We start from the raw sequence: 23,368 nt of genomic DNA, 5'->3' as shown, positions 1-23,368 counted from the left end.
ATGAGGATTATTGGCGGAAAATGGAAAGGTCGTGTAATTGAGGCTCCTGATGGTAAAGGGATTACACGACCAACCACTGATCGTACGCGCGAGGCTATTGCAAGCTCCATCTTGGCTTCTCGTGGTCTTGATATCAGTGAGTCCAGAGTGCTTGACGCTTTTGCGGGTTCGGGTGCTATGGGTTTTGAGTTGCTTTCCAGAGGAGCGTTGTATGCCACCTTTGTTGATAAAGACAGAAAGACGTGTGATCGTATCAAACGTACAGCAAAATCTCTTGGTGTAGCTAATTCTGAGATGAGTGTTATTTGTGGTGATACAGCGCGCTTAGCTGAATCATCTCAGCTGTTTGGAGCTCCTTTTGATGTGGTGATTTTGGACCCTCCCTACGCCGTTGAGGTAGAGGTAGTGTCCAAGCTGCTCAAAGATTTAATTCAGTCGGAAAGTCTGACAAATGATGCTGTAGTAGTGTATGAGCATAGTTATAAAACTGATTCAGTTTCTCTTGATGATTTTGAGCTTTCTAAGAGTAAGCGTTATGGTATTGCTCAAGTTGATGTACTTGTTCGTTGTGAGGGATAGGAGATATGTTGAATAGTATTACTCACGTAGTTGTACCAGGTACTTTTGACCCCGTCACAAACGGACACCTTGATGTTATCAAACGAGCTTCTCGCCTTTTTGAAAATGTTACGGTAGCTGTTGCAGCTTCAAAATGTAAACACGGCACTGGCACCACATTTTCTCTTGACGAGCGTGTACAGATGCTTAAAGATGCTCTGGCAGATGAAGGACTTGTGGATGTTTCTGTAGAGTCTATGGAAGGTCTTCTGGTTGATTTCTGCAACGTTCATGGTGCGGGTGGTGTTGTTAAGGGTCTTAGGGCTATGACAGATTTTGAGTATGAATTGCAGCAAGCGGATCTCAATGCTCATATGGCTCCTGAACTGGAGAGTATCTTTGTTATGTCTAGTCCAGAGTACGGCTACATTTCTTCTTCAATTGTCAGAGAAATCTCAGCCATGGGTGCAGATGTATCATTTTTGGTACCAAAGAATGTCATAAAAAAGCTTGAAGCTCTGCATAATTGCGGTAATTAAGTATATTTGCCCTGCATTTCCATTATATTCTGCTAACATTCTTAAAAAGGTGTTTTATGCGTCGTGTTCGTGGCGGCAATAACAGCATATAACACGGTTTGTGTATTGGATTGAAAGGAGCCCTGGATGCAGCCAGGCGAGGAAATTGAGAGCCTTGTATCTGAGATTGAGCAGATGGTAACTGAGGCTAAGTCACCTTTTATGGATGGCGGTAACAAGAAGATTATTGATGCCCAGGACTTCTATGAGCTACTTGACGAGATTCGTCGTGTCTTCCCAGAAGAGTTTGCAACCGCTCGTCGCATCATCAAGGAAGAGGATGAGACTCTTGAGCGTGCACGTGCTCAGGCAGAGTCCATCATTGCTGACGCACAGCAGCAGGCCATGATTCTTGCTGGCGATCAAGAGGTTGTCCGCCTTGCTCAGCAGCAGGCAGATGGCATTCGTGATCAGGCAGAGCAGTATGAGCGTGATACTCGTTACAACGCTGAGGAGTATGCAGATACCGTTCTTGCTCACCTTGAGGAGAACCTCAAGAGCCTGACAAATTCTGTTTCTCGTGTTCGCCAGACACTTGATGAGAACTCTGGTCCTCGTAATACCAGCAATAACGTTGCTTGGTAATTCCAATGCAACCAGTTCTTTATGCGCTAGATGATCGTCTTGCAAATGCAGGCGATACCGTTTCTTATGCGGGTCATCTTAATGAAGAATCGTATGAGCTAGGAGAGCATGAATTTTCTCTCCCCATGGGTATTGATTTTGATCTAGTGCTTACCAACGCAGGCGAGGGCATTTTGGTTACTGGAATGCTTCGTGCTGATGCAGTTGGTACGTGTGACCGTTGTCTTGAGGATGCACATCTCTCTTTAAATGCAGAGGTAGATGAGTATTATCTCTTTGAAGAGCCTGTGATTTCTGCAGATGATGAAGATGAGGCAGATTACGTTTTAGTAAATGCCGATAAAACCATCGATTTAGCAGAGGCCCTTTTGCCTTCGCTTGTTATGGAGACGCCTTATGTTGTGCTGTGTAAGTCCGACTGCAAGGGACTTTGCCCAGTATGTGGTTGCAATCTGAATGAAGAAGATTGCGGTCATGCAGCTCAGATTGAGCAGAAGCGAGAAGAAGAAAAACTTGCTTCAAATCCGTTTGCGGCTCTTAAAAATCTTGTGATTGAGTCGGATTCGGAAGAGTAAAATAAAATTTCTTCTCTTAAATGGTGAAGAAATGCTGTATCTACGTACAAAATGTGTCAGTACGTGGTATAGTATCCAACGCATTATGTGAATGGGTCGCGCCCTCATGTGTTTTAGGGGCGCTAGCAAGAGCAAAAGAGGTTTAAGATGGCAGTACCTAAACAAAAGAAGGGCCGCGGCGCAACCCACACCCGTCGTTCGGCAAACAGCAAGCTTAACGCAGCAGCTCGCTCTGTATGCCCACAGTGCGGCGCTCCAAAGCTTCCTCACCACGTATGCCCTAACTGTGGCTTCTACAAGGACCGTGAGGTTGTTGTTACTGAGTAACACTCATACATTGTATGGCCAAGAAGGCCGGTTCTTTAGGGGCCGGCCTTCTTTTTTATAGCACTAAGGAGTTATCATGCCCGTTATTTGTGTAGATGTTATGGGATCAGACCAAAGTCCTGAGGTTGTTCTTGAGGGAGTTCGTATGGCTCTTCAGAAGGATCAAGAGCTAGAGGTTCTTCTCGCCGGAGCTGATGAATTTGTTACTCCTTTTGCAAAAAAGCATGATCGTGCAAAGACTTTGGTAACTACTGAAGTTATTGCTATGAGTGAGCACCCCGCTAATGCGGTAAGACAGAAGAAAGACGCCAGTATCGTAAGAGCTGCCCAGGCAGTTAAGGCAGGGGAGGCCGATGGTCTTTTCTCAGCAGGATCTACAGGCGCGGTGCTTACGGCAGCTACCTTTGGTATTGGTCGTATTAAAGGCGTAAAGCGTCCAGCGCTCACGCTAATTTTTCCTGGACTCGGCGGTCATAGAACGGTCTTTTTGGACACTGGTGCTAACGCTGATGTGCGTCCAGAGGTTTTGGTTCAATTTGCACAAATGGGTAAGGCCTTTGCAAACGCGTCATTGGGAATTGAAAATCCAACCATAGGACTTCTCTGCAATGGCTCTGAAGAGACCAAAGGTTCTGAGCTTGCTCTTTCATATCACGCGGCTTTAGCAGAAGCAGCTATTAATTTTGGTGGAAATGCTGAAGGAACGGATATTTTAGGAAGCCGTTTTGATGTTATTGTGACAGATGGCTTCACTGGAAATGTGGCCTTAAAATCTATTGAGAGCACGGGCAAATTTATTATGTCCAGCCTCAAGGATGCGATTAATTCTTCCAAGAAGGCTGCTTTTGGTGCACTCCTTTTGAAGGATGCTCTTAAGGCTACTGCTGCGGAACTTTCGGGAGATTCTGTTGGCGGTGCTTTTTTGCTGGGCGTTTCGGCTCCTGTGCTTAAAGGACATGGTGCTACCAGCTCTTCTGCGGTGTGCGCAGGAACACTCTCTGCGGCTAATGCAGTACGTGCCAACCTTGTTGAGAAAATCTCCTCTTCAATTCAGCTGTAGAGTAAAATTTTATAAGTTGCGGCGGAGCTCATAGATAATTCTGTGGGCTCTACTTTTTTAAAGATTGTTTACTTCAGCTTTAGTAATGTCATCATACAGATGCGCATCACGGGGTAAAATTAAAAGTGTCATTGTTGTGTGCAAGGAGGATGTATGGATCGCACAGAAACACTTGAAAAGGTAATTGACGTCGTTAGAGAAACTCTTGATCTTGACGATTCCGTTGAGCTCACAGAGAGTACTTCATTTAAGGATCTTGGTGCAGACTCATTTGATCTTTTGCAGCTTGTTACAGACCTTGAGCAAGAGTTTGACATGACATTTGATGCAGAAAACATTGATGAGATTGCTACTGTTGGTGATGCAGTAGATGCTATTCTTGCTGCTTAAGTAGGTCTTATACGTGAAATTGCACGAACGAGTAGCTGCTGCAGAAGCTATTTGCGGTCATACATTTATTAATAAGGATCTTATCGAGGCTGCCCTCACACACCCTTCGGCGGTGGAGGGCAAGCCCGTTTCTGCTTCGTATGAGCGCCTTGAGTTTTTAGGGGACTCAATTCTTGGCGCTATTATCGCAACAGAGTTATTTGAGCGCTATCCTGATATGGATGAAGGTCAGCTTACTCGGCTAAAAATTTCTCTTGTGTCTGGCCATACGCTCTCTATTGTTTCTGACACTTTGGGAGTTTCTCCTTTAATTGTTATGGGAATTTCCGAGAAGGGCACTGGAAAGCGCGGCATGAAGTCTGCTTTGGAGAACGTCTATGAGTCCATTGTTGGTGCGCTCTACCTTGATGCGGGTTTTGAACCAACGCGCGATTTTGTTATTCGTACGCTTGGACCTCACATTTCTCCAACGCTGGCAGTTCGTTCAGTAAGTCCTAAATCTCGTTTGCAGGAAGCGGTACAGGCTCAGGGCAAGGCTACTCCTGAGTACAAGCTTATTGGTGAGAGTGGTCCTGCCCATACACCAACATTTACCGCTGTGGTATTTGTCGACGGCCTTAAGGTGGGTCGTGGACAGGGACCATCAAAGAAAGCCGCAGAGTCAGAAGCTGCTCAAGATGCGCTGGTGCGTCTTGGTGTGGACGATGCTCCGCTTGATGCTGATGCAGAAATGCACTTAAGGTAGAAAGGTACCCTGTACTCGTGTATTTAAAATCGCTGACACTCAAGGGTTTTAAGTCATTTGCCGATAAAACTCAGATGGTTTTTGACCCTGGTCTTACTGTTGTCGTTGGTCCAAACGGCTCAGGCAAGTCTAATGTCTCTGACGCAATACTATGGGTATTGGGTGAGCAGAGCGCAAAGATGCTGCGTGGACAAGCTATGGAAGACGTTATCTTCTCTGGCTCATCAGCAAGGGGAGCGGTGGGCGTTGCTGAGGTAACGTTGGTCTTGGACAACTCTGACCATACCATTCCTATTGATTTTTCTGAAATTGGTATCACCAGACGTATGTATCGTTCTGGAGAGTCTGAGTACCTGATTAACGGTGCGCCTTCAAGGCTCATGGACATCCAGGACATCCTACATGACTCTGGCCTGGGCAAAGATACACATTCCATCATTTCTCAAGGTAAGCTTGACTCCATCTTGTCCAGTCGTCCTGAGCAGCGTCGTGAGCTCATTGAAGAAGCAGCGGATATTTCCAAGCATCGTCGCCGTAAAGAGCGAGCAGAACGCAAGATTTCTTCCATGGATGAAAATCTGACGCGAGCCAAAGTGGTTTCTCGTGAGATTACTCGTCAGCTTAAACCGCTTGAGAGGCAGGTAGACAAGGCTTCTCGCGCAAAAGATTTGTCCGCTCAGCTTAAGGATTTGACAGTACAGCTTGCGGTTGATGACCTTCGTCAGCTGCAATTTGCGCACAGCAAGCTTGAGGTTCGCGCTAAAGAGGCAGAGGCTGCTATTGAGCTTGCACAGTATCGTGCGAGCGAGAAAAACCGTGAGCTTGAAAAGCTCCAGTCGCTCCTTGAGCAAAAAGGTCTCTTTGTTGGAGACCTAGGCGAGCAGCGCCGCCGTATGCAAGAGATTCTTGGTCGTATGGGCTCTGACATGCGTCTTTTGGAGGAGAAGGGCAAGAACATGGTTTCTCGCCTTTCTGATACACGCATGCAACTTTCTGTGATGGATAAACAGAAGGCTGACGCTGCAAAAGAGAAGGAAGAGCTTTCTGGTCAGCTGGCAACAATTCGCGCAAAGGTTGCAGATCTGACAGAGAGTGTGAATACACTTCAAGAGGCCGCCAACCAGGCAATCGCCGAGCGTCGTGCTCTTGATGTAAAGATTTCTGACTGTACTGCGTCTGAACGCAGTGCTCGTAATACTGCTGATAAAGAGACGCTTGCGTATGTAAAGCTTGAAGAACAGATTGCTCATGCGCAGGTAGAAGATCAGATGTTTGAGTCTAGGTTGACTCAGATTACTGAGGCACTTGAGATTGCTCACGCTGCTCTGGAAGACAGTGGTATTAAAGAAGCAGAGCTCACTACAGCTCTTGATAAAGCTCGCCAGGAATCCGAGGCGTTTGTCGCTGAGATTTCTGAGCGCGCTTCTGCACTTGAGGCCGCTCGTGAGGCAGAACGTACCGCTCGTCAGGAGCTTTCTAGCAGTGAGGCTACGCTTGAGGCACTTCGTGCCCTTGATGTAGAAGTGCAAAAGGGAAGTCCTCTGGCAGAAAAACTTGTTTCTGACACTGCAACTGCTTCTCTTGTTTCTGGCAGACTTGCCGATTACCTTGAGGTTCAACCAAAGTTTGAGGCTCTTGTTGAGCAACTTCTAGGAGAAGATCTTTCCGCACTTGTTGTAGATAAGCGGCAAAATATCCACGTTCTCTTTGAGCGTGTTCAGGAGCTCTCTGAAGATGGCAAGGCTACACTCGTCACTTTTTCTGATGTAACTTCATCTCTTGTTGCTCCAGCTCATACAACGCCTCTGCTCGAACATGTTTCCGCTCAGAAGGGTGCTGAAGCTCTTGTTCAAGAGCTCTTTGGTCACGTTTTTGTAGCCCAGAGTCTTGATGATGCCTACATTGCACGCAAAAATGAGCCTCGCGGTCTTTACGTTCTTCTTGACGGTACGTTACTCTATCCAGATGGTCGCCTGGTCTTGGGACATGCGTCTCGGGCTGAGGATGGCTCTCTTGAACGCAAGCGTCGCATTCGTGAACTTGAGATTGCTCTTCCAGCACTCAAACGTCACCTTGAGGCTGCTCGCTCTGCAGTTACTAACTGTGAGAACGAACTGGCATCAGTTCGCGAGAAAAGCGCGCAGTCCAAGGGAGAGGTCGCACGCCTCAATGGTGAGCTTACATCCATTGCTTCAGAGAGAGGCCGTCTTGAGGGACAGGTTGCTTCTTCTCAGGCAGAGTTGAAACAGGTCAGCACTTCTCGAGAGCAAGCAAAAGAACGCGCGCAGGAGGCTCATACGCACATTGACGAGCATAAGCGTGCAGCAGAAGAGGCTAAGGCTCGCATGGAGTCGCTTGCTTCTGAGCTCAAGGAGTTGCAGGATCAGCATGAGGATGCCATTCGTGCACAGGGTAGGGCCAACCGAGAGCTTTCGGATGCAAAGACAGACTTAACTGTTGCAAAAGAGCGCGCAACTAGTATGGTTTCTCGCCAGGCAGAGCTTGAAAGGCGTCTCTCTCAGCTGGACGAGCAGCTTGTTGCTGCTAAGCAGGCAACGCATGCGCTTGAGGTAATTAGGCTGCGTGTGGACCCACTGTACAAGCGCTATGATGCCTTGCATCAGAAGGCGCTCGAGTGGGCGTCCAGACTCAAGGACCGCGCATCGCTGGCGGAGGCTGACTCAGAGACGCTGCGTGAGACCATCTCTGAGGCAAAAGATGCTGCTTCTGAAGCTGCGCTTGCGGTAGAAAAAGAGAAAGACGCTGCTAACCAGATTAGCGTTGAGATTGGTAAGCTTGAAGTCCAGGTTCAAAATGCCATTGAGGCCATTCTTGCTACAGGCGCTTCCCTTGACGAGGCTTTGACGCTTCCAGAGCCAGAAGATAGAGAGCAGGCAGAGCGCCTTGCTGCGTCGCTTAAGAGCCAGCTTGAGGCGCTTGGTCCTGTCAACGCTGTTGCTATGGATGAGTATGAGCGCCTCAAAGAGCGCGCAGATTACATTAACGAGCAGGTGGCTGACTTAGAGGCAGCTCGAACTTCGCTGAAGAAGATTATCTCAGCCATTGACCGAAAGATGCGCAGCCGCTTCCTTGTTGTCTTTGACCGCGTTAACAAGAACTTTTCTGAGATCTTCTCGATGCTTTTCCCTGGTGGTCATGCCCATATTGAGCTTACCGACCCAGATCATCTCTCTGAGACGGGCATTGAGATTGTGGCTCAGCCGCGCGGTAAGCGCATTACCAAGATGATGCTCATGTCAGGTGGTGAGAAGAGTCTCACTGCTCTGGCATTGCTTTTTGCTGTGTATAGAACGCGTACTGTTCCGTTCTATGTCTTTGATGAGGTTGAGGCTGCGCTCGACGACGCTAACCTCTCTAAGCTGCTTGATGCCATTGAGCAGCTCAAAGAGACAACACAGCTGATTGTTATTTCTCACCAGAGGCGCACTATGGAGCAGGCAGATGTACTGTATGGTGTATCTATGCAGGCAGATGGTGTCAGCCACGTTGTCTCTCAGAGGCTTGATAAGACAACCGGAAAGGTAGTTGATATCTAATGGGCTTTATGGACAATCTTCGCCGTGGTCTTGAGCGTTCTCGCGAGACTATTAGCGAGATCTTTTATATGGGTGGAGAGGTCACCGAAGATTTTTGGGATGATCTTGAAGACACGCTGGTTATGGGCGACATGGGCGCTGAGGTGGCTATGCGTGTTACCGATGACCTGCGTGAGCGTGCCGCGCGAGAAAACCTTACGCGCTCCGATCAGCTTCGTAGAGCCCTTGTAGAGCGACTTACTGCAGAGTTTCCTGTTGCTAAAAGAGATCCATTTACAGATACGCCTTCCATTGTCTTGTTTGTAGGTATTAACGGCGCTGGTAAAACTACTACTGTTGGTAAAATTGCCGGTCGTGCGCATGCTAGTGGCGTTAAGACCTTGATTGGTGGCGCTGACACATTCCGCGCAGCTGCTATTGAACAGTTGCAGGTATGGGGAGAGCGCTCTGGTATTGAGGTTGTAACCAGAGAACGTGGAGCAGACCCTGCAAGTGTATGTTTTGAGGTTGTTGAGACCGCAGCAAAACAAGGTACTGAGCTGGTGTTGATTGATACTGCTGGCCGTTTGCACACCTCATCTGATTTGATGCGTGAGCTTGCTAAGGTTGTTTCAGTTACCAGGAAGCGCGCAGGGGATATTCCGGTGAGCGTTGTTTTGGTTATTGATGCAACTACCGGTCAGAACGGTCTTAACCAGGCAAAAGAGTTCAATGATGCGCTGTCTTTGGATGGTCTTATTGTCACAAAGCTTGATGGCACTGCAAAGGGAGGAATTGCCTTGGCAATTTCCAACCAGCTTAATCTGCCTATTTATCGTATTGGTGTGGGCGAGTCTATTGATGATCTTCAGACATTTGACGCTCGTTCATTCTGTGAAGCACTTGTTGGTGAGGGAGTTCAGTAATGTTTAACAGCCTTCAAGATAGACTGCAAAATACATTTTCCGCTTTGCGCGGAAAGGGTCGTCTTACTGAGGACGACATCAATTCCGCAATGCGAGAAATTCGCATGGCTCTTCTCGAGGCTGACGTTAACTACAAGGTAGTTAAAGAGTTTGTTGGCCGCTGTAAAGAGCAGTGCATGACTGCTGACGTACTGGAGTCCCTGTCTCCAGCTCAAAACGTTGTTCGCATTGTTTTAGATGAGCTGACAGCACTGCTTGGTTCAACTGAATCAAAGCTTACGCTGGCACAGAACCGCATTCCAAACGTCATTATGCTTGTCGGTCTTCAGGGCTCTGGTAAGACAACCGCAGCTGCAAAGCTTGCATACTTGCTTAAGTCCCAGGGAAAGAATCCTCTGCTTGCCGCTTGCGACGTTCATCGTCCTGCAGCAGCAGATCAGCTTGAAACACTTGGCTCTGAGATTGGCGTGCCAGTCTATCGCGGCGACGGTAAAGACGCTGTTGCCATTGCATCTGAAGCTATCCAGGAGGCCGTTGATCATCTCAATGACCTGGTAATTGTTGATACTGCTGGTCGTCTTCAAATTGATGAAGAAATGATGGAAGAAGCCGTTGCTATCAAACGTGCCGTCAAACCAGATCAGATTCTTATGGTTGTCGATGCTATGACCGGCCAGGATATTGTTAATGTTGTCAGCACCTTCGCAGAACGTGTGGACTTTGACGGCGTTATCATGTCCAAGCTTGATGGTGATGCTCGTGGTGGTGGTGCACTTTCTGTACGTGAGGTTACCGGTAAGCCTATCAAGTTTGTTTCCATGGGCGAGAAACCCGATTCACTTGAGGTTTTCCATCCAGATCGTATGGCCAAGCGTATTCTTGGCATGGGTGATGTCATCTCTATTGTTGAGCAGGCTCAAAAGGCGGCTGATGAGCAGCAGGTTGAAGATGCCGAACGTATGTTGCGCGAGGGCTTTACTATGGACGACCTGCTCAATCAGATGAACCAAATTCGCAAGATGGGTGGTCTTGCAAAGCTTATTGGGGCACTTCCTGGTGGAGACCGCATGATGGCTCAGCAGGGTGGTGTAGACGATAGTTCTATGGGAAAGATTGAAGCCATCATTCATTCAATGACTAAAGAAGAGCGCGCGCGTCCAAAGATTATTAATGGTCAGCGACGTCGTCGTATTTCTATGGGTTCTGGTCGTAGCGTTCAAGAAGTTAATCAGCTTATTCGTCAGTGGGGAGAGATGAATAAGATGATGGGTAAAATGAAGGCTATGACTCAGGGCGGTAATGCAAAGAAGGGTCGTCGTGCCATGGAGTCTATGATGAAGAATATGGGCTTTGGTGGAGGTCAAATGCCTCGCTTTTAAACCTTTTCTGTAAATTTATTTATATAAGAAATACTTTTGTTATGGTAAATATCCCTACTGCTTTTTGTTGCACATGGTAAACTTTTTTAAAAAGCAGTAGGGAGAAATTATGTCAATTAAGCGTATTGCCTTTATTGTGTTAGGTTGTTTGAGTTTAGCGCTTGCTGTGCTTGGTGTTTTACTTCCTATTTTGCCAACTGTTCCATTTTTAGCTCTTGCTGCATTTTGTTTTGCTAAATCATCCGATCGACTTAATAACTGGCTTATTAACACAAAGTTTTACCAAAATAATTTTGCTGATTTTAAAGCTGGAAAAGGGATGACTATTAAGACCAAAGTACGCATCCTTGTTACAGTAACTTTAGTCATGGCTGTAGGTCTTATTGCCATGCTTATGAAAGGCGTTATTGTTGGCAGTATTGTCCTTATTATTGTTTGGCTAAGCCACATTTACTACTTCGGTTTTAAAGTTAAAACGCTTGAAGAATAAACAATTGTTACAATAGCTTCTAGTTAGTTTCATTATTATTCGGTAATAATGAGGTGACAGATAATGCAGCGTAGAAGAAAAGTAGTTTTGTCTACTCTTGGAGTAGTGCTTATAACCTCTGTATTCATATGCAGTTGGTTTAGACCCGAAGCGGTTAAAGAGCGAAATCTTGATTTTTTAAAACATAAAGCTGCGGAATATATAGGGGAGCAATCAGTTGATAATATTTTCTCGTATGAAAAGTTTGAGTCTGGGGAATATAGGACCTATACTTGCAATTTAAACGACGTGTATATATCTGGTCCAATTTTATCAATTGTAGAGAAAAACAATGAATTATTAGACGGTGGTATTTTGTGGGTTGTAAGTGTTAATGGAGAAATCATTGGAACAATCGAGCAAGATGCCGCTTTATATTCAGTTTTTCTCTCTTCACAAAACTTGAATCAATACATTCTTTATGGAAGTGCCTATATTCTACAAGCTATAAGCAGTCGCAAATTACCTGCCGTTTCCTACTATGAATACAATACAGAAGGTGGAGGAGCCTTTCTGTCTGATAATATACTTGCGACATTTAATTACGGCACAGGAGAATATGGTTTTGTTAAAGCAGCCAGCAAATTTCCTTCTGCCAGTTCATTGATCACTTCTCGCTTAGGTTCAGAGTATCTTGATTTTATGGCAAACAAAGAGCGTGTTGTAGATCTTCTCTAAAACATAAAAAAAGCGCACTTCAGCATTGTTTTCTGAAGTGCGCATAAGTTCACTCTCAAAGACAAATCTAGTAGTGGATGATAATTGGATCACCATCGTTTGAGATGTTAAAGAGTTTTTCGGCATCACTGTAGCTCAAATTAATGCAACCATGGCTACCACCATAGCGATAAATATCTCCACCAAATGCTCCACGCCACGGAGCATTATGGAAGCCAACTTCCTGACCTTTCACACCCATCCAGAAGTCAACTCGTGCATCCCAACCTGGTTTGCCGCTTTCGTCATTTGGACCAAGAAGTCGAGCGTTTCTGATATGACTTGTTATAAACCAAACACCTTCAGGTGTATTGTGGCGACCATCAGGAAGACCGGTAACAACATCTGCTTCCCAAAGAATGCTGCCATTCTCGTCATAAAGAACTGCATGCTGAGTGGAGAGGTCAACGTCAATATAACGACCGCCCCAGTCAGGACCGCCATCTTTTGTGAAAGTTTTTGCCTGCTGTTCAGTTGGAAGTTCAACCTTTGTAGGTTGCCCATTTCCAAGAGCGGAAATGATAGCTGAAGCAGAGTCAGCTTCATTGATTACCCAACCATAAGCACCGGCTGCTTTAGTGGTAATTTCCTTACCATCCCAGCGCTTATAAGTTCTAGCAGTACCGCGCGTGTTAACCGCAGGTGCAAGGGTATGCTCAACCCAATCATTTATGGCATTTTTATTAAGTGAGACGGAAAGGTCATCATTAAAAGTAACCCAGCTCGCAATAAGATCTGCGTCAACGGTATAGGCAGATGCATCTCCAAGAGTCAGATCAAGTACGGAGGCTACATAGGCGTTTGCAGCAGCAATAGCTGCGTTGAGTTCTTCAGCGCTCAGCACAGATTCCTCACCAAGAACAACGGTGTCATTAAGTTTGTCAAATGCGCCTTGTAAATCTTTATGAACACCTTCAAGAGAAAGTCGTGTTATCAAGGCAGTGTCAGCAAGTCTAAATTTCTTTGTAGTGGAATCGTAGGTAATACCACCGTTTGCTAGAGAAGATGAAGCCTCTTTTGCTTGTTCAATCTGTTGATTCAATACTGTATCAACTTTGTTTTGATCATAGGTGGCAGTGGCGTGTGGGTTTAAAGTTCTGCTGCGAGTAATTTCAACAGGCCACATCCAAGGATTCTGCTGGTTAATTGCATCACGAGCATAAGCCTCAGAATTGTAAACAAGTCCAATTTCAGAACTCTTAAGAGTTAAATCAAGACCATTGCCAGAGATATGAATAGAATAATTTGATGCTTCTGAGTCTCTTGCTTTCTGTAAGTCAGAAGCTGGCTTTAGCGAGTAATCGACTCCGTAGATGCTGGTCTGAGGCATAAAATAGAAGTTGAAGAAAGCTGCTCCTCCAACATATACAAGCGCGAGAATACCAACGATTACCGCAGGAATTCTCCACCAATGATGCTTTGGTTTATCTTCCGGATTAAGCTCTTGAACTTCAAGCTCTGAACTATCAAGAGGGGTAATAACCGTTACATTATTATCCTGCTGCTCAAGAGGTTTTGAAACAACGGTCTCTTCTGTCTTTTGATTATTTCGTACTTGCTCTTCATTAAGAGCAACATACATATCAGTATCACCAAGGCTTGGAACTGAATCTTTTAGTGAAGGAGTTTTTTCTGCAGTCTCTTCTTCTGAAAGAGGTTGTGAGTTTGAAGTACTAGGAACAGAGCTGTTTGTAAAGTGCTTAGCCAAGGAGCACTCCTTATCAAGAAACCGGGTATGTAGTAGAGTTTGAACGTGACTTATAACATTTTAATTTTAAGATAAATGTTATAAGACGCAACTTGTTAATATTAGTGCATTTTGAAGCTTCGGGCATGATTGTGGGTAAAATTCCTCGCCTCTGACTACAATTTACATATTGCAAAAACCACCCTGGCTCCTGTATCTGGTATGATCAAAAATCCAGGTCCCACTCCCTAACCGAAAACCTAAACCTGCGAAAGCGGGTTAATTACTGAGAAAAGCGGCATTCCATACAGATTACTTGGTTGGCGGAGAAGCCGATGATGGATCACCTGATTATGACTCTACTGTGTGGCATGAACAGATGAGGCAGGAGGGGCATCTCTTTGCATGTGTTGTAGCAACCTTTGCTGCGATACAGGAGGGACATTGGATCAGAATTAGAAAGGCTGATGCTAATGATTAAGTGTGAAATAGTTGAATTTTACGCCACGAAATTTAACCAAAGTACTCATAAAATGTAAATGCTACTTGGTGGATTAGGGAAATGTACCAACTTATACTTGGCTTAGAAATGTTAATTATTCTAGCAAAGGTAGTATAAATATGAGAAAGACATACCTTGATAATGTTCGCTGGATTACAGTAGTTCTCGTTGTTATCTATCATGTCATTTACATGTATAACGGTGTCACAGATTACGCTGTCATTGGACCATTCTGGGATTTTCAGCCCCAGGATACATTCCTGTATTTGGTATATCCCTGGTTCATGCTGCTGCTTTTTGTAGTTTCAGGGATGGCAGCCCGATTCGAATTGGAGCGGAAGAATACGAAGGGTTTTTTTAAGGCAAGGACACGAAAACTTCTGGTACCTTCCACAATAGGACTTGTTGTATTCCAGTGGATCCTGGGATATTACAACATGCAGATTGCCGGTGCCTTTGATCAGATGGGAGCCCTTCCGAAACCGGTGCTTTTTCTGATCATGGTGGCCAGTGGAATTGGCCCACTCTGGTATATTCAGCTGCTCTGGTGCCTGATTTTGGCCCTCCTTTGGGTCCGTAAGATCGAGAAGGACAGACTCTATCGCCTAGGTGAGAAGGCAAACTGTATCCTTCTTTTCCTTTTTACCTTTCTGATATACGGAGCCGCCCAGTTTCTCAATACACCAATCATCGTCGTATACCGATTTGGCATTTATGGAACAGGATTCTTCATCGGATATTTTGTCATGTCTCACGAATCTGTGATGGAGAGAATGGAAGAGCACTGGACCCTGTTCACGGCAGCAGGCCTGATTGCAGGACTTGTATTTACCATTCTTTACTGGGGAAAATCCTACCCGGACCATGAAGTGCTCGATACCTTCTGCTGTAACGCTTTTGCATGGCTGGGTGCTTTGGGCGTTCTGGCCTTTATGAAGAAATGGGGTAATTTTGTAAACAGTTTTAGTCGCTGGATGAGCTCAAAGTCCTGGGGGCTCTATATATTCCATTACCTGCCGATCGCAGTGACTGCCTTCTACTTGAAAAAATACCTCCCGAACCTTGCACCTCTGGTAGTCTATCTGCTGACAGCCGCAGCTGGTTTTGCAGGTGCAATCGTATTATATGAAATCATCAGTCGCATTCCGGTACTCCGCTGGTGCGTTCTGGGAATCCAAGGAGAGAGAAAGAAATGAGCTTTGCCGAGAATTTAGTAGAACTTAGAAAATACCATGATTTTTCCCAGGAAGAACTGGCGGACATGATCGGTGTTTCCCGCCAGACCCTCTCAAAATATGAGACAGGAGAGTCTCTTCCGGATATCGAAAAATGCAAACGCTTTGCGAATGTCTTCGGGGTCACCATAGACGATCTGATTTCCTATGATAAAAAGAATGAAGATAATCTAGGACTGGGCGTTCCGCCAAAAGGAAAGCACATTTTCGGAATGGTCAAGGTTGGTGATAAGGGGCAGATTGTGATCCCTGTCAAAGCCCGTCAGGTATTTAATATTAATCCCGGGGACAGTATTATTGTGCTGGGAGACGAAGAACAGGGCATTGCTTTGATCAAGGAAAAAGGAATTTTGGAAATGCTGAATTCAGCGATGAAGATGAAATGAGAGATGAGTTCGAATCAATGGAGGTGTACAATCTTGAGTCTTTGGATGATCAAAGACTGGAAGTATATGCTAAGCTCACCAACAATCAACTGCGCAATCGTTTAGATCCTGCCCGTGCACTTATGATTTGTGAGTCTCCTTTTGTGGTAGAAACTGCCCTCTTATCTGGTTGTGTACCTTTGTCTTTTCTCACTAATGCTTCACATCTTGAGGCTGTCCAACAACTTATTCAGAACTACTGTTCAGTAGATGATGTTCCAATTTTTGTACTGTCTGACAATCAGATAGAAAAACTTACAGGATACAGAATGACTAGGGGCATCATTTGTGCCATGAGGAGACCTCAAGCTAGACCACTAGAGGAGATTCTCAGCACTTCAAAGTACATTGCCGTTTTGGAAGATCTTGTTGACGTAAATAACGTAGGTGCAGTTTTTAGATCAGCTGCGGCACTCAACGTAGATGCTGTTATCTTGACTGCTAAATGTGCCGATAACCTCTCTAGGCGTGTTCTGCGTGTTTCTATGGGAACGGTTCTTAATGTGCCTTGGACTCGCCTGGATGAAGAGACAACCTCACTGGATCTTATAGAAAAGCTCAAGGCTCATTCTTTTACCACTTGTGCTCTTGCGCTTACAGATTCTGCAGTACCTCTAAATAAAGATCTGGTAAAAGGCAAAAAGGCCGCATTATTCTTTGGCAGTGAAGGCTATGGTCTTGACGAGAAAACCATCGAGGCTTGTGACATTACTACTATCATTCCTATGTCGCATCAGGTAGATTCACTCAACGTTGCCGCGTCATCTGCCGTAGCATTTTGGGAGCTCTTTGCTAGATAGCTTGGTGGAGAGTACTTTTATACATGACACAAAAACGGCCATCTACAGGCGTAGATGGCCGTTTAACTTAGATTATGAGAAAAGATTACTCTTCTGAAGGAGTAGAAGAGCCTTCATCGTTGATGTTCTTATCTACAGGTGCAAAGGTATTCTCACGCTTGAGGATATTCATGAACTCCTCGCCGGTAATAGTTTCTTTCTTCTGTAGATAGTGAGCAATTTCATGCAGTTTAAAGCGATTCTCTTTAAGCGTTTGAAGTGCCCGCTGGTGACCCTCTTCAACAATACGTCTAACCTCAGCGTCGATCTCTTCAGCAGTTGCTTCAGAGCAGGTGAGGGAAGAGCCACCACCAAGATAGCGGCTTTGCTGCTGGCTTAGGGTAACCATACCAAGCTTGTCAGACATGCCGTACTGGGTAACCATTGCGCGTGCAATTGCAGTTGCGCGCTCAATATCATTGGAGGCACCATTGGTCATCTCGCCAAAGATAAGCTCTTCAGCAGCGCGTCCACCACAGAGAACAGCAATCTCATCCATGGCTTGACTCTTACTCATCAGATAACGCTCATCGTCCTCAACCTGCATGGTAAAGCCAAGGGCTCCGCTAGTACGAGGAACAATAGTAATCTTGGTGACAGGAGCATCGTTTTTCTGGATGGCACCAACAATTGCGTGGCCGGTCTCGTGATAGGCAACAACATCCTTCTCATGCTCAGATAGAACACTATTTTTCTTTTTTGCTCCGGCAATAACGACGTCGACAGACTCTGTAAGGTCTTCAGTGGTAACACGACGGCGACCAAAGCGAACAGCACGAAGAGCTGCCTCATTGATGATGTTTGCAAGGTCTGCACCAGATGCTCCTGGCGTGGACTTAGCAACGATAGAGAGGTCAACGCCTGGCTCCATTTTTACATCATTGGCGTGAATCTGGAGAACTGCCTCACGACCCTTAAGATCTGGAAGCTCAACAGGAATACGACGATCAAAGCGACCAGGACGCAAAAGTGCCTTGTCCAAGGTTTCTGGGCGGTTAGTTGCTGCCAGAACAACAATACCCTTGTGGTTATCAAAGCCATCCATCTCTGAGAGCAGCTGGTTTAAGGTCTGCTCACGCTCATCGTTGGAGTTGAGGGAAGCGTCGCGGCGCTTACCAACAGCATCAATCTCATCAATGAAGATAATGCAAGGAGCTTTCTCATTTGCCTGCTTGAAGAGATCGCGGACTTTTGCGGCACCGCGTCCAACAAACATCTCAACAAACTCAGAGCCAGCAATCTGGAAGAAAGGAACGCCAGCTTCACCAGCAACTGCTTTAGCTATAAGAGTTTTACCGGTGCCTGGAGGTCCTACAAGTAGAGCACCACGAGGACAGCGAGCACCAATTTCTTTGTACTTATCGGGAGTCTTAAGGAAGCTAACAATCTCTTGCATAGACTCTTTAGCCTCTTCTTGGCCAGCAACGTCTTTAAACGTAATGCCAGTATCTTCTCCCTTAATTTCTTTAGCGCTTGAGCGACCAAGATTGCCGCCGAGACCACCAAAACCGCCGCCAAAGTTCATGGATGGACCATCGTCTCCCATAGCGCGTTTAAGGGAGCGGTTAATAAAGAAACCAATACCCAAGAAGATAATAAGAGGAATGCCGTATTGAATAAGGGCATACATCAGCATGTTTGCAGAGTTGTCAGGAATGGAAGCTGAGAAGTCAACTTTGTGTTCTCTGAGCGTTTGTACCAGTGTTGAATCATTAGGGAACTGCGTAGTCTCAAAGATTTTCTCGGAATCTCCAGAGCCTGTAGTAAATCTAATGTTTCTGTTACCAGTGTTGAGATCTACTTTAGTAACCTCATTACTTTCAATTTTATTAAGAAACTCACTGTAGGAGACAGTTTGTATCTGTTGGCGCAAAAGACCTGGTAATAAAGTGTTGCTAAGCAGGAGATATACAAAGATAGCTACTGCAATATAGAGTAGCATCGACATAGATCTACGATGCTTGTTATCGTTATTTGCCATACACGTCCCTTTACCTGTTTGGCTCAAATATGATATGAGCTCACTTAGATATTGGGTTTGTTGTACCCAATCTACATTTTTTATTTCTATAAAACTTCAAAATTTGGATTTCGTGTAATTTGTTAAAAACGGTTTACGCATACGTATTACTTAGTCTAATGAGGACAAGACGTGATAGTATTACTAGCACAAGCTGTGATGAGGACAGTAGCTGGGTAGCGCAAATCTCAAGCGAGCGGAGTTGGTGGAAGTCCGTATTTGCGTCCGTGTGAATATCACCTCGGAGCTGCAGTTCAAACGTACAAGTGTGTTTGTACTAGTAGATGCTGCCGGAAATGGTCGCCGTGACAGGCCAGCCGAGTAAACGGACATATCCGTCGCTGGGTGGTTACAACGAAGTGTATTGTGGCGCTTCGTCCCAGCTGTGAGGGACGGGCGCTTTATTTGTGCCCAGAAAGGTTGTGCTTGATGGCAAACGAGTACAAAAAGACCACCAATCTGCCTAATACTGACTTTCCTATGCGAGCATCTCTCGCACAGAATGAGCCAAAACGTTTAGCTGATTGGAATCAGAACAACGTCTACGACCTTCTTATGAAAAAGAATGAAGGACACGATAAATTTGTTCTCCATGACGGACCTCCTTATGCAAACGGTCCAATTCACTTGGGTCACGCACAGAATAAGATCTCCAAGGACATCATCAACCGTTATAAGGCTATGCAGGGCTTCCAAACCCCGTACGTTCCTGGTTGGGATTGCCACGGTCAGCCAATTGAGCACAAAGTTGAGCAAATGCTTGGTACAGAAAAGTTCAATCAGCTCTCTACCGAGAAGATCCGTGAACTTTGCCGTAAAATGGCGGTCGAACAGGTTGATACTCAGCGTCAGGGCTTTAAGCGTCTTGGTGTTTTAGGCGAGTGGGATAATCCATACCTCACTTATGTCAATGATTATGACGCAACCGACATTGAGATCTTCAAAGCAATTTATGACAAGGGTTCTGTGTATAGAGGAACTAAGCCTGTCCACTGGTGTACCCATGACCACACAGCTCTTTCTGAAGCAGAGATTGAGTATCACGATGTTACTTCCACTGCTATTTTTGTTCGCTTTGAGCTCACCACTGTTCCAGAGGGTCTTGAAGCTTACGCAGGTAAGACCTGGGTAGACATTTGGACTACTACTCCTTGGACTATGCCAGCAGATGAGGCAGTCATTCTGCATCCAGAAGCAAATTACGTTGCTCTTGAGCTTCCTGATGGACATGTAGAGATTGTTGCTGAGGCTCTTGCAGAGAAGGCTGCTACTAAGTTTGGTTATACCGATTGGAAGCTTGTCCAGGACGCCGAGGGCAATACTTGGAAGAAGACTGGTGTTGAGCTCGCAGGTAATGAGTATAAGCAGCCAATCTTTGGTGATCTTGGTAATACTGGTAAGTTTATTTACGCAGATTACGTTACTCTTGATGACGGTACTGGTGTTGTTCACTCCGCACCTGGACATGGTGTAGACGACTACAATGCTGGTGTTCGCTTTGATATTCCACAAACTATGCCTGTTGATGATGACGGTCACTTCTTTAAGGGTGAAGGTCAGGGTACTGGTGGTCCCTTCTCCGGCATGGAGGTTAATGAGGCCAATCCTGTCATTGTTCAGTGGCTTAAAGACCGCGGTACGCTTATTCTTGCAGAAGAAATTACTCACAGCTATCCACATTGCTGGCGTTGTAAAGAGCCTGTTATTTTCCGTGCGACAAGCCAGTGGTTTGTCTCTATGGATAAGACTGGTCTGCGCCAGCAGGCAGCAGAGGAGCTTGCAAAGGTTAAGTTCTATCCTGCAAATGCTGTTAAGCGCATTGGCTCCATGGTTGAAGGCCGTCCTGACTGGTGTATTTCCAGGCAGCGTAACTGGGGTGTTCCAATCCCAGCTTTCACCTGCGAGGATTGTGGCGAGACAATTATTAATGATCAGACCCTTGATGCTGTTATCAAGCTTTTCCGCGAGAAGGGCTCTGATGCTTGGTTCACTGACGATCCTAAGACGTATTTAGGAGATGCTTGTGTCTGCCCTAAGTGCGGCGGCCACAATCTGAAGGCTAACAAGGATATTTTGGACGTTTGGTGGGACTCTGGTGTTTCTCATACGGCTGTTTGTAAGCACCGTCCAAATCTCAAGTTCCCAGCTGATATGTATCTTGAGGGTTCTGACCAGCACCGTGGTTGGTTCATGAGTTCTCTTATGACTTCTGTTGGCGCTTACGGTGTTGCTCCTTATAAGTCTGTTGTTTCACAGGGCTTTACGCTTGACGGCCAAGGACGCAAGATGAGCAAGTCTCTGGGTAACGTTATTGATCCAAACGCCGTTTGTGCTGAGCGTGGCGCAGACGTCCTGCGTCTTTGGGTTGCTTCCGTTGATACTTCAACTGACGTACCTTGCGATGACGCCATTCTTTCTCAGGTAGGCGATGCATATCGTAGGTTTAGAAACACTCTTCGTTTCCTCCTTGGTGAGCTTGAGGGTCAGTTTGATCCTGCCACTGATGCAGTTGCTGTTGCAGATTTAGAAGAGTACGACCGTCTTGTTCTTGCACGTATGTGCGAGGTTCATGCTGCTGTTACTGAGGCTTACGAGGGTTATCGATTTAATAACGTTTTCCGTACGCTCTACGATTACATCATCGAGCTTTCTAATGGCTACTTAAATGCAACTAAGGACCGCATGTACTGCGATGCGGCTAACTCTGCAACACGTCGCAGTGCTCAGACGGTCTGGGCAGAGATTCTTTCCATGCTTGTCCATGACCTACAGCCAATTCTGGTTTATACCACTGATGAGGTAATGCAGTTCCTGCCAGAATCTATGCGTGACGGCCAGAAGTACGCAGCTCTTCTCGACTGGTATAAGGCTCCTATGAGTGCTGATGAATATACATCTTTGTTACCTGCATATCAGGTGCTGGTCGATGCTCGCGCATCGTACACAAAGGCATATGAAACTGCACTTGATGAAGGTGTAGTTATCGAGAAAACCACGCAGGCTACCCGTGCTGAAGTGACACTTACTGCTGAGCAAGCGTCGTATATTGCAGATGCAAATTTAGACTTTGCTGAGGTGTTTGTTTGCTCCGAAGTCAGCGTTTCCGAGGGCTCTGAGCTTAGTGTAAGCGTTTATCCTGCAAATGGAGAGCGATGCGACCGCTGCTGGAATTATCGCGAGCTTGGCGAGGATCATCTCTGCCACCGTTGCCACGAAGTTGTTGCATAAATGAGTATTGACCAGCAGCAACATACAACTCACACGCTAGTAACCCGCCTTGCAGTTCTCTGCGGGGCGGGCGCTATTGCCTGCGCGCTTGATCAGGTAACAAAGTTCTGGGTTCGAACTTCAATTCCAGAAGGAACCGCAGTACCTTTTATCCCCGGCGTTATGAAACTCTTCCACGTTAGTAATACCGGAGCTGCGTTTTCTGTGGGCTCTGGAAATGCCCTCTTTTTTGTGGTTCTCACTGCTGTGGTTATCGTGGCTCTTGTTGGCTTTGTTGTTCACGAGAAGAACCCCCCATTGCCACTTATTGCGCTTTTAGGTGGCGTTTTGGGTGGCGGAATTGGAAACGCTATTGACCGTGTTTTGTATGGTCAGGTTACTGATTTCTTTGCTACAACGTTTGTCAATTTTGCTGTGTTTAATGTGGCGGATATTTTTGTAACCTGTGGCATCCTTATTGCTTTTGTGTACTGGATAATCTGGGACAAAAAGCAACAACAGGGTAGTGGCAATGAATGAGCGTATTGTTGAAATATTAGTTGGGCCAGAAGGAGACAGCGTCAGATTAGATGCGTTTCTTTCCGCTCAAGATATGCTTCCTTCAAGAAGCGCCTGCGTCAAGCTGGTAGAAGAGGGAAGAGTAACCATCAACGCCACACTCGCTACTTCTAAGTCAGAAAAACTTATGTTGGGCGATAGACTTTTGGTGTCTCTCCCAAATGCAGAGTCTCAAACAGGTCTTTTGCGTCCAAATCCAGACATTCCACTTGATATTCGTTTTGAGGATCAGTACCTCATAGTACTTTCAAAGCAGATTGGCCTTGTCTGCCATCCATCTCCGGGCCATGTTGATGATACTTTGGCAAATGCTCTGGTTGCCCATTGTGGCTACGAGCATCTAGGAATGCTTCAGGGAGAAGATCGTCCTGGTATTGTGCATCGTCTTGACATGGATACGTCCGGTCTTATGTTGGCTGTAAAGTCAGATGAGGCTCAGAAGGCCCTTCAAGATCTCATCAGGCTGCGCGTACTTGATCGACGCTACATTGTGTTGGTGCATGGCTATGTTGCCCATGATTCTGGCACTATTGAAACGGGCATTGCTCGTTCAACGCGAGACCGTCTAAAAATGACTGTATCTGATGCGCCAGGTGCACGAGAAGCCATTACCACCTTTAGGACGCTTGAGCGCTTTGAGGCAGGTAGAAAAGGCGATGGTTACTCGCTTCTTGAGTGTCATCTCTATACAGGTCGCACGCACCAGATTAGAGTTCACATGCGCCACATCGGACATCCTGTTGTTGGCGATCAACTCTACGGTAAAAAAGACACAAGTCTTAATCTTGGTCTTAATAGACAATTTCTACACTCTTGGCGTGTTCAGTTTGAGCACCCTTTTACAGGCGAGAATATCATAGTGGCAGATACGCTGCCAAAAGACCTACAAGAAGCACTTATTTCTCAGCAGGATATGTCTATGGGAAGAACAATAGCAGGAAAAGAAATCTGCCCACAGTTGTAATATGA

21 protein-coding genes are annotated in these 23,368 nt (G+C 45.9%); 19 read left to right on the top strand and 2 right to left on the bottom strand.

The features are described from left to right. The 13 genes from rsmD to APAR_RS04350 all read left to right on the top strand — a co-directional run bounded on the left by rsmD (position 1) and on the right by APAR_RS04350 (position 11,866). Positions 1-579, top strand: coding sequence for a 16S rRNA (guanine(966)-N(2))-methyltransferase RsmD (gene rsmD, locus APAR_RS04410; RefSeq protein ID WP_012808945.1), 579 nt, complete (start codon positions 1-3; stop codon positions 577-579). Between the two features lie 5 nt (positions 580-584). Further along, positions 585-1,097, top strand: a complete 513-nt coding sequence (gene coaD, locus APAR_RS04405) for a pantetheine-phosphate adenylyltransferase (protein ID WP_012808944.1) — start codon at positions 585-587, stop codon at positions 1,095-1,097. Positions 1,098-1,223: 126 nt separating this feature from the next. Continuing rightward, complete coding sequence (locus APAR_RS04400) at positions 1,224-1,721, top strand: SPFH domain-containing protein (RefSeq protein ID WP_012808943.1); 498 nt, start codon at positions 1,224-1,226, stop codon at positions 1,719-1,721. A 5-nt stretch (positions 1,722-1,726) separates the two neighbouring features. Continuing rightward, positions 1,727-2,296, top strand: a complete 570-nt coding sequence (locus APAR_RS04395) for a YceD family protein (RefSeq protein ID WP_012808942.1) — start codon at positions 1,727-1,729, stop codon at positions 2,294-2,296. A gap of 147 nt (positions 2,297-2,443) precedes the next feature. Further along, positions 2,444-2,623, top strand: a complete 180-nt coding sequence (gene rpmF, locus APAR_RS04390) for a 50S ribosomal protein L32 (RefSeq protein WP_012808941.1) — start codon at positions 2,444-2,446, stop codon at positions 2,621-2,623. A gap of 76 nt (positions 2,624-2,699) precedes the next feature. Further along, the gene (gene plsX / locus APAR_RS04385) at positions 2,700-3,683 is read left to right on the top strand and encodes a phosphate acyltransferase PlsX (RefSeq protein WP_012808940.1); all 984 of its coding nucleotides are present in this window, start codon (positions 2,700-2,702) and stop codon (positions 3,681-3,683) included. 153 nt (positions 3,684-3,836) lie between these two features. After that, entirely contained in the window at positions 3,837-4,073 is a 237-nt protein-coding gene (locus tag APAR_RS04380) for a phosphopantetheine-binding protein (protein ID WP_012808939.1), read from the top strand. A 13-nt stretch (positions 4,074-4,086) separates the two neighbouring features. Continuing rightward, positions 4,087-4,818, top strand: coding sequence for a ribonuclease III (gene rnc / locus APAR_RS04375; protein WP_012808938.1), 732 nt, complete (start codon positions 4,087-4,089; stop codon positions 4,816-4,818). Positions 4,819-4,835: 17 nt separating this feature from the next. Continuing rightward, complete coding sequence (gene smc, locus APAR_RS04370) at positions 4,836-8,375, top strand: chromosome segregation protein SMC (RefSeq protein WP_012808937.1); 3,540 nt, start codon at positions 4,836-4,838, stop codon at positions 8,373-8,375. Then, complete coding sequence (gene ftsY, locus APAR_RS04365; RefSeq protein ID WP_012808936.1) at positions 8,375-9,280, top strand: signal recognition particle-docking protein FtsY; 906 nt, start codon at positions 8,375-8,377, stop codon at positions 9,278-9,280. The genes smc and ftsY overlap by 1 nt, the downstream gene beginning before the upstream one ends. After that, complete coding sequence (gene ffh, locus APAR_RS04360) at positions 9,280-10,659, top strand: signal recognition particle protein (RefSeq protein WP_012808935.1); 1,380 nt, start codon at positions 9,280-9,282, stop codon at positions 10,657-10,659. The genes ftsY and ffh overlap by 1 nt, the downstream gene beginning before the upstream one ends. A 109-nt stretch (positions 10,660-10,768) precedes the next feature. Then, positions 10,769-11,149: a YbaN family protein gene (locus tag APAR_RS04355; RefSeq protein WP_012808934.1), complete on the top strand. Its 381-nt coding sequence runs from the start codon at positions 10,769-10,771 to the stop codon at positions 11,147-11,149. A 63-nt stretch (positions 11,150-11,212) separates the two neighbouring features. After that, on the top strand, positions 11,213-11,866 hold the full coding sequence (locus APAR_RS04350; protein WP_012808933.1) for a hypothetical protein: 654 nt from the start codon (positions 11,213-11,215) through the stop codon (positions 11,864-11,866). Between the two features lie 67 nt (positions 11,867-11,933). On the opposite strand, the gene APAR_RS04345 is transcribed toward APAR_RS04350, so the two are convergent. Further along, positions 11,934-13,613, bottom strand: a complete 1,680-nt coding sequence (locus tag APAR_RS04345) for a L,D-transpeptidase (protein WP_012808932.1) — start codon at positions 13,611-13,613, stop codon at positions 11,934-11,936. A gap of 600 nt (positions 13,614-14,213) precedes the next feature. On the opposite strand from APAR_RS04345, the gene APAR_RS04340 reads away from it, so the two are divergent. The 3 genes from APAR_RS04340 to APAR_RS04330 are packed head-to-tail and all read left to right on the top strand — an operon-like array spanning position 14,214 to position 16,554. Next, complete coding sequence (locus APAR_RS04340) at positions 14,214-15,290, top strand: acyltransferase family protein (RefSeq protein ID WP_012808931.1); 1,077 nt, start codon at positions 14,214-14,216, stop codon at positions 15,288-15,290. Further along, positions 15,287-15,715 carry a helix-turn-helix domain-containing protein gene (locus APAR_RS04335; RefSeq protein ID WP_012808930.1) on the top strand — a complete coding sequence of 143 codons (429 nt, stop codon included), beginning with the start codon at positions 15,287-15,289 and terminating at the stop codon, positions 15,713-15,715. Before APAR_RS04340 ends, APAR_RS04335 begins: the two co-directional genes overlap by 4 nt. Further along, on the top strand, positions 15,712-16,554 hold the full coding sequence (locus APAR_RS04330) for a TrmH family RNA methyltransferase (protein WP_012808929.1): 843 nt from the start codon (positions 15,712-15,714) through the stop codon (positions 16,552-16,554). The genes APAR_RS04335 and APAR_RS04330 overlap by 4 nt, the downstream gene beginning before the upstream one ends. Before the next feature lie 85 nt (positions 16,555-16,639). Here APAR_RS04330 and ftsH read toward each other — a convergent pair whose 3' ends face one another. Beyond that, positions 16,640-18,574, bottom strand: a complete 1,935-nt coding sequence (ftsH, locus tag APAR_RS04325) for an ATP-dependent zinc metalloprotease FtsH (protein WP_012808928.1) — start codon at positions 18,572-18,574, stop codon at positions 16,640-16,642. 468 nt (positions 18,575-19,042) lie between these two features. Between ftsH and ileS the strand changes: the two genes are divergently transcribed. From ileS to APAR_RS04310, 3 genes are read left to right on the top strand one after another with little or no spacing between them, the layout of a single operon-like run. Next, the gene (gene ileS, locus APAR_RS04320; RefSeq protein WP_012808927.1) at positions 19,043-21,841 is read left to right on the top strand and encodes an isoleucine--tRNA ligase; all 2,799 of its coding nucleotides are present in this window, start codon (positions 19,043-19,045) and stop codon (positions 21,839-21,841) included. Further along, a complete protein-coding gene (lspA, locus tag APAR_RS04315) occupies positions 21,842-22,360 on the top strand; it encodes a signal peptidase II (protein WP_012808926.1) in 519 nt (172 codons plus the stop codon). Further along, positions 22,353-23,363: an RluA family pseudouridine synthase gene (locus tag APAR_RS04310; RefSeq protein WP_012808925.1), complete on the top strand. Its 1,011-nt coding sequence runs from the start codon at positions 22,353-22,355 to the stop codon at positions 23,361-23,363. The genes lspA and APAR_RS04310 overlap by 8 nt, the downstream gene beginning before the upstream one ends. Positions 23,364-23,368: the final 5 nt, after the last annotated feature.

This window comes from Lancefieldella parvula DSM 20469, from assembly GCF_000024225.1.
Lineage (GTDB): Bacteria > Actinomycetota > Coriobacteriia > Coriobacteriales > Atopobiaceae > Lancefieldella > Lancefieldella parvula.
Note: the sequence above shows the minus strand (reverse complement) of the source record. Positions and strands in the feature narration are given on the sequence as shown.

What these genes read in the sequence shown, in the direction of transcription:
- rsmD (WP_012808945.1), top strand. Translation starts at nt 1, where the DNA reads ATGAGGATTATTGGCGGAAAATGGAAAGGTCGTGTAATTGAGGCTCCT.
- coaD (WP_012808944.1), top strand. Translation starts at nt 585, where the DNA reads ATGTTGAATAGTATTACTCACGTAGTTGTACCAGGTACTTTTGACCCC.
- APAR_RS04400 (WP_012808943.1), top strand. Translation starts at nt 1,224, where the DNA reads ATGCAGCCAGGCGAGGAAATTGAGAGCCTTGTATCTGAGATTGAGCAG.
- APAR_RS04395 (WP_012808942.1), top strand. Translation starts at nt 1,727, where the DNA reads ATGCAACCAGTTCTTTATGCGCTAGATGATCGTCTTGCAAATGCAGGC.
- rpmF (WP_012808941.1), top strand. Translation starts at nt 2,444, where the DNA reads ATGGCAGTACCTAAACAAAAGAAGGGCCGCGGCGCAACCCACACCCGT.
- plsX (WP_012808940.1), top strand. Translation starts at nt 2,700, where the DNA reads ATGCCCGTTATTTGTGTAGATGTTATGGGATCAGACCAAAGTCCTGAG.
- APAR_RS04380 (WP_012808939.1), top strand. Translation starts at nt 3,837, where the DNA reads ATGGATCGCACAGAAACACTTGAAAAGGTAATTGACGTCGTTAGAGAA.
- ftsY (WP_012808936.1), top strand. Translation starts at nt 8,375, where the DNA reads ATGGGCTTTATGGACAATCTTCGCCGTGGTCTTGAGCGTTCTCGCGAG.
- ffh (WP_012808935.1), top strand. Translation starts at nt 9,280, where the DNA reads ATGTTTAACAGCCTTCAAGATAGACTGCAAAATACATTTTCCGCTTTG.
- APAR_RS04355 (WP_012808934.1), top strand. Translation starts at nt 10,769, where the DNA reads ATGTCAATTAAGCGTATTGCCTTTATTGTGTTAGGTTGTTTGAGTTTA.
- APAR_RS04350 (WP_012808933.1), top strand. Translation starts at nt 11,213, where the DNA reads ATGCAGCGTAGAAGAAAAGTAGTTTTGTCTACTCTTGGAGTAGTGCTT.
- APAR_RS04340 (WP_012808931.1), top strand. Translation starts at nt 14,214, where the DNA reads ATGAGAAAGACATACCTTGATAATGTTCGCTGGATTACAGTAGTTCTC.
- APAR_RS04335 (WP_012808930.1), top strand. Translation starts at nt 15,287, where the DNA reads ATGAGCTTTGCCGAGAATTTAGTAGAACTTAGAAAATACCATGATTTT.
- APAR_RS04330 (WP_012808929.1), top strand. Translation starts at nt 15,712, where the DNA reads ATGAGAGATGAGTTCGAATCAATGGAGGTGTACAATCTTGAGTCTTTG.
- ftsH (WP_012808928.1), bottom strand. Translation starts at nt 18,574, where the DNA reads ATGGCAAATAACGATAACAAGCATCGTAGATCTATGTCGATGCTACTC.
- ileS (WP_012808927.1), top strand. Translation starts at nt 19,043, where the DNA reads ATGGCAAACGAGTACAAAAAGACCACCAATCTGCCTAATACTGACTTT.
- lspA (WP_012808926.1), top strand. Translation starts at nt 21,842, where the DNA reads ATGAGTATTGACCAGCAGCAACATACAACTCACACGCTAGTAACCCGC.
- APAR_RS04310 (WP_012808925.1), top strand. Translation starts at nt 22,353, where the DNA reads ATGAATGAGCGTATTGTTGAAATATTAGTTGGGCCAGAAGGAGACAGC.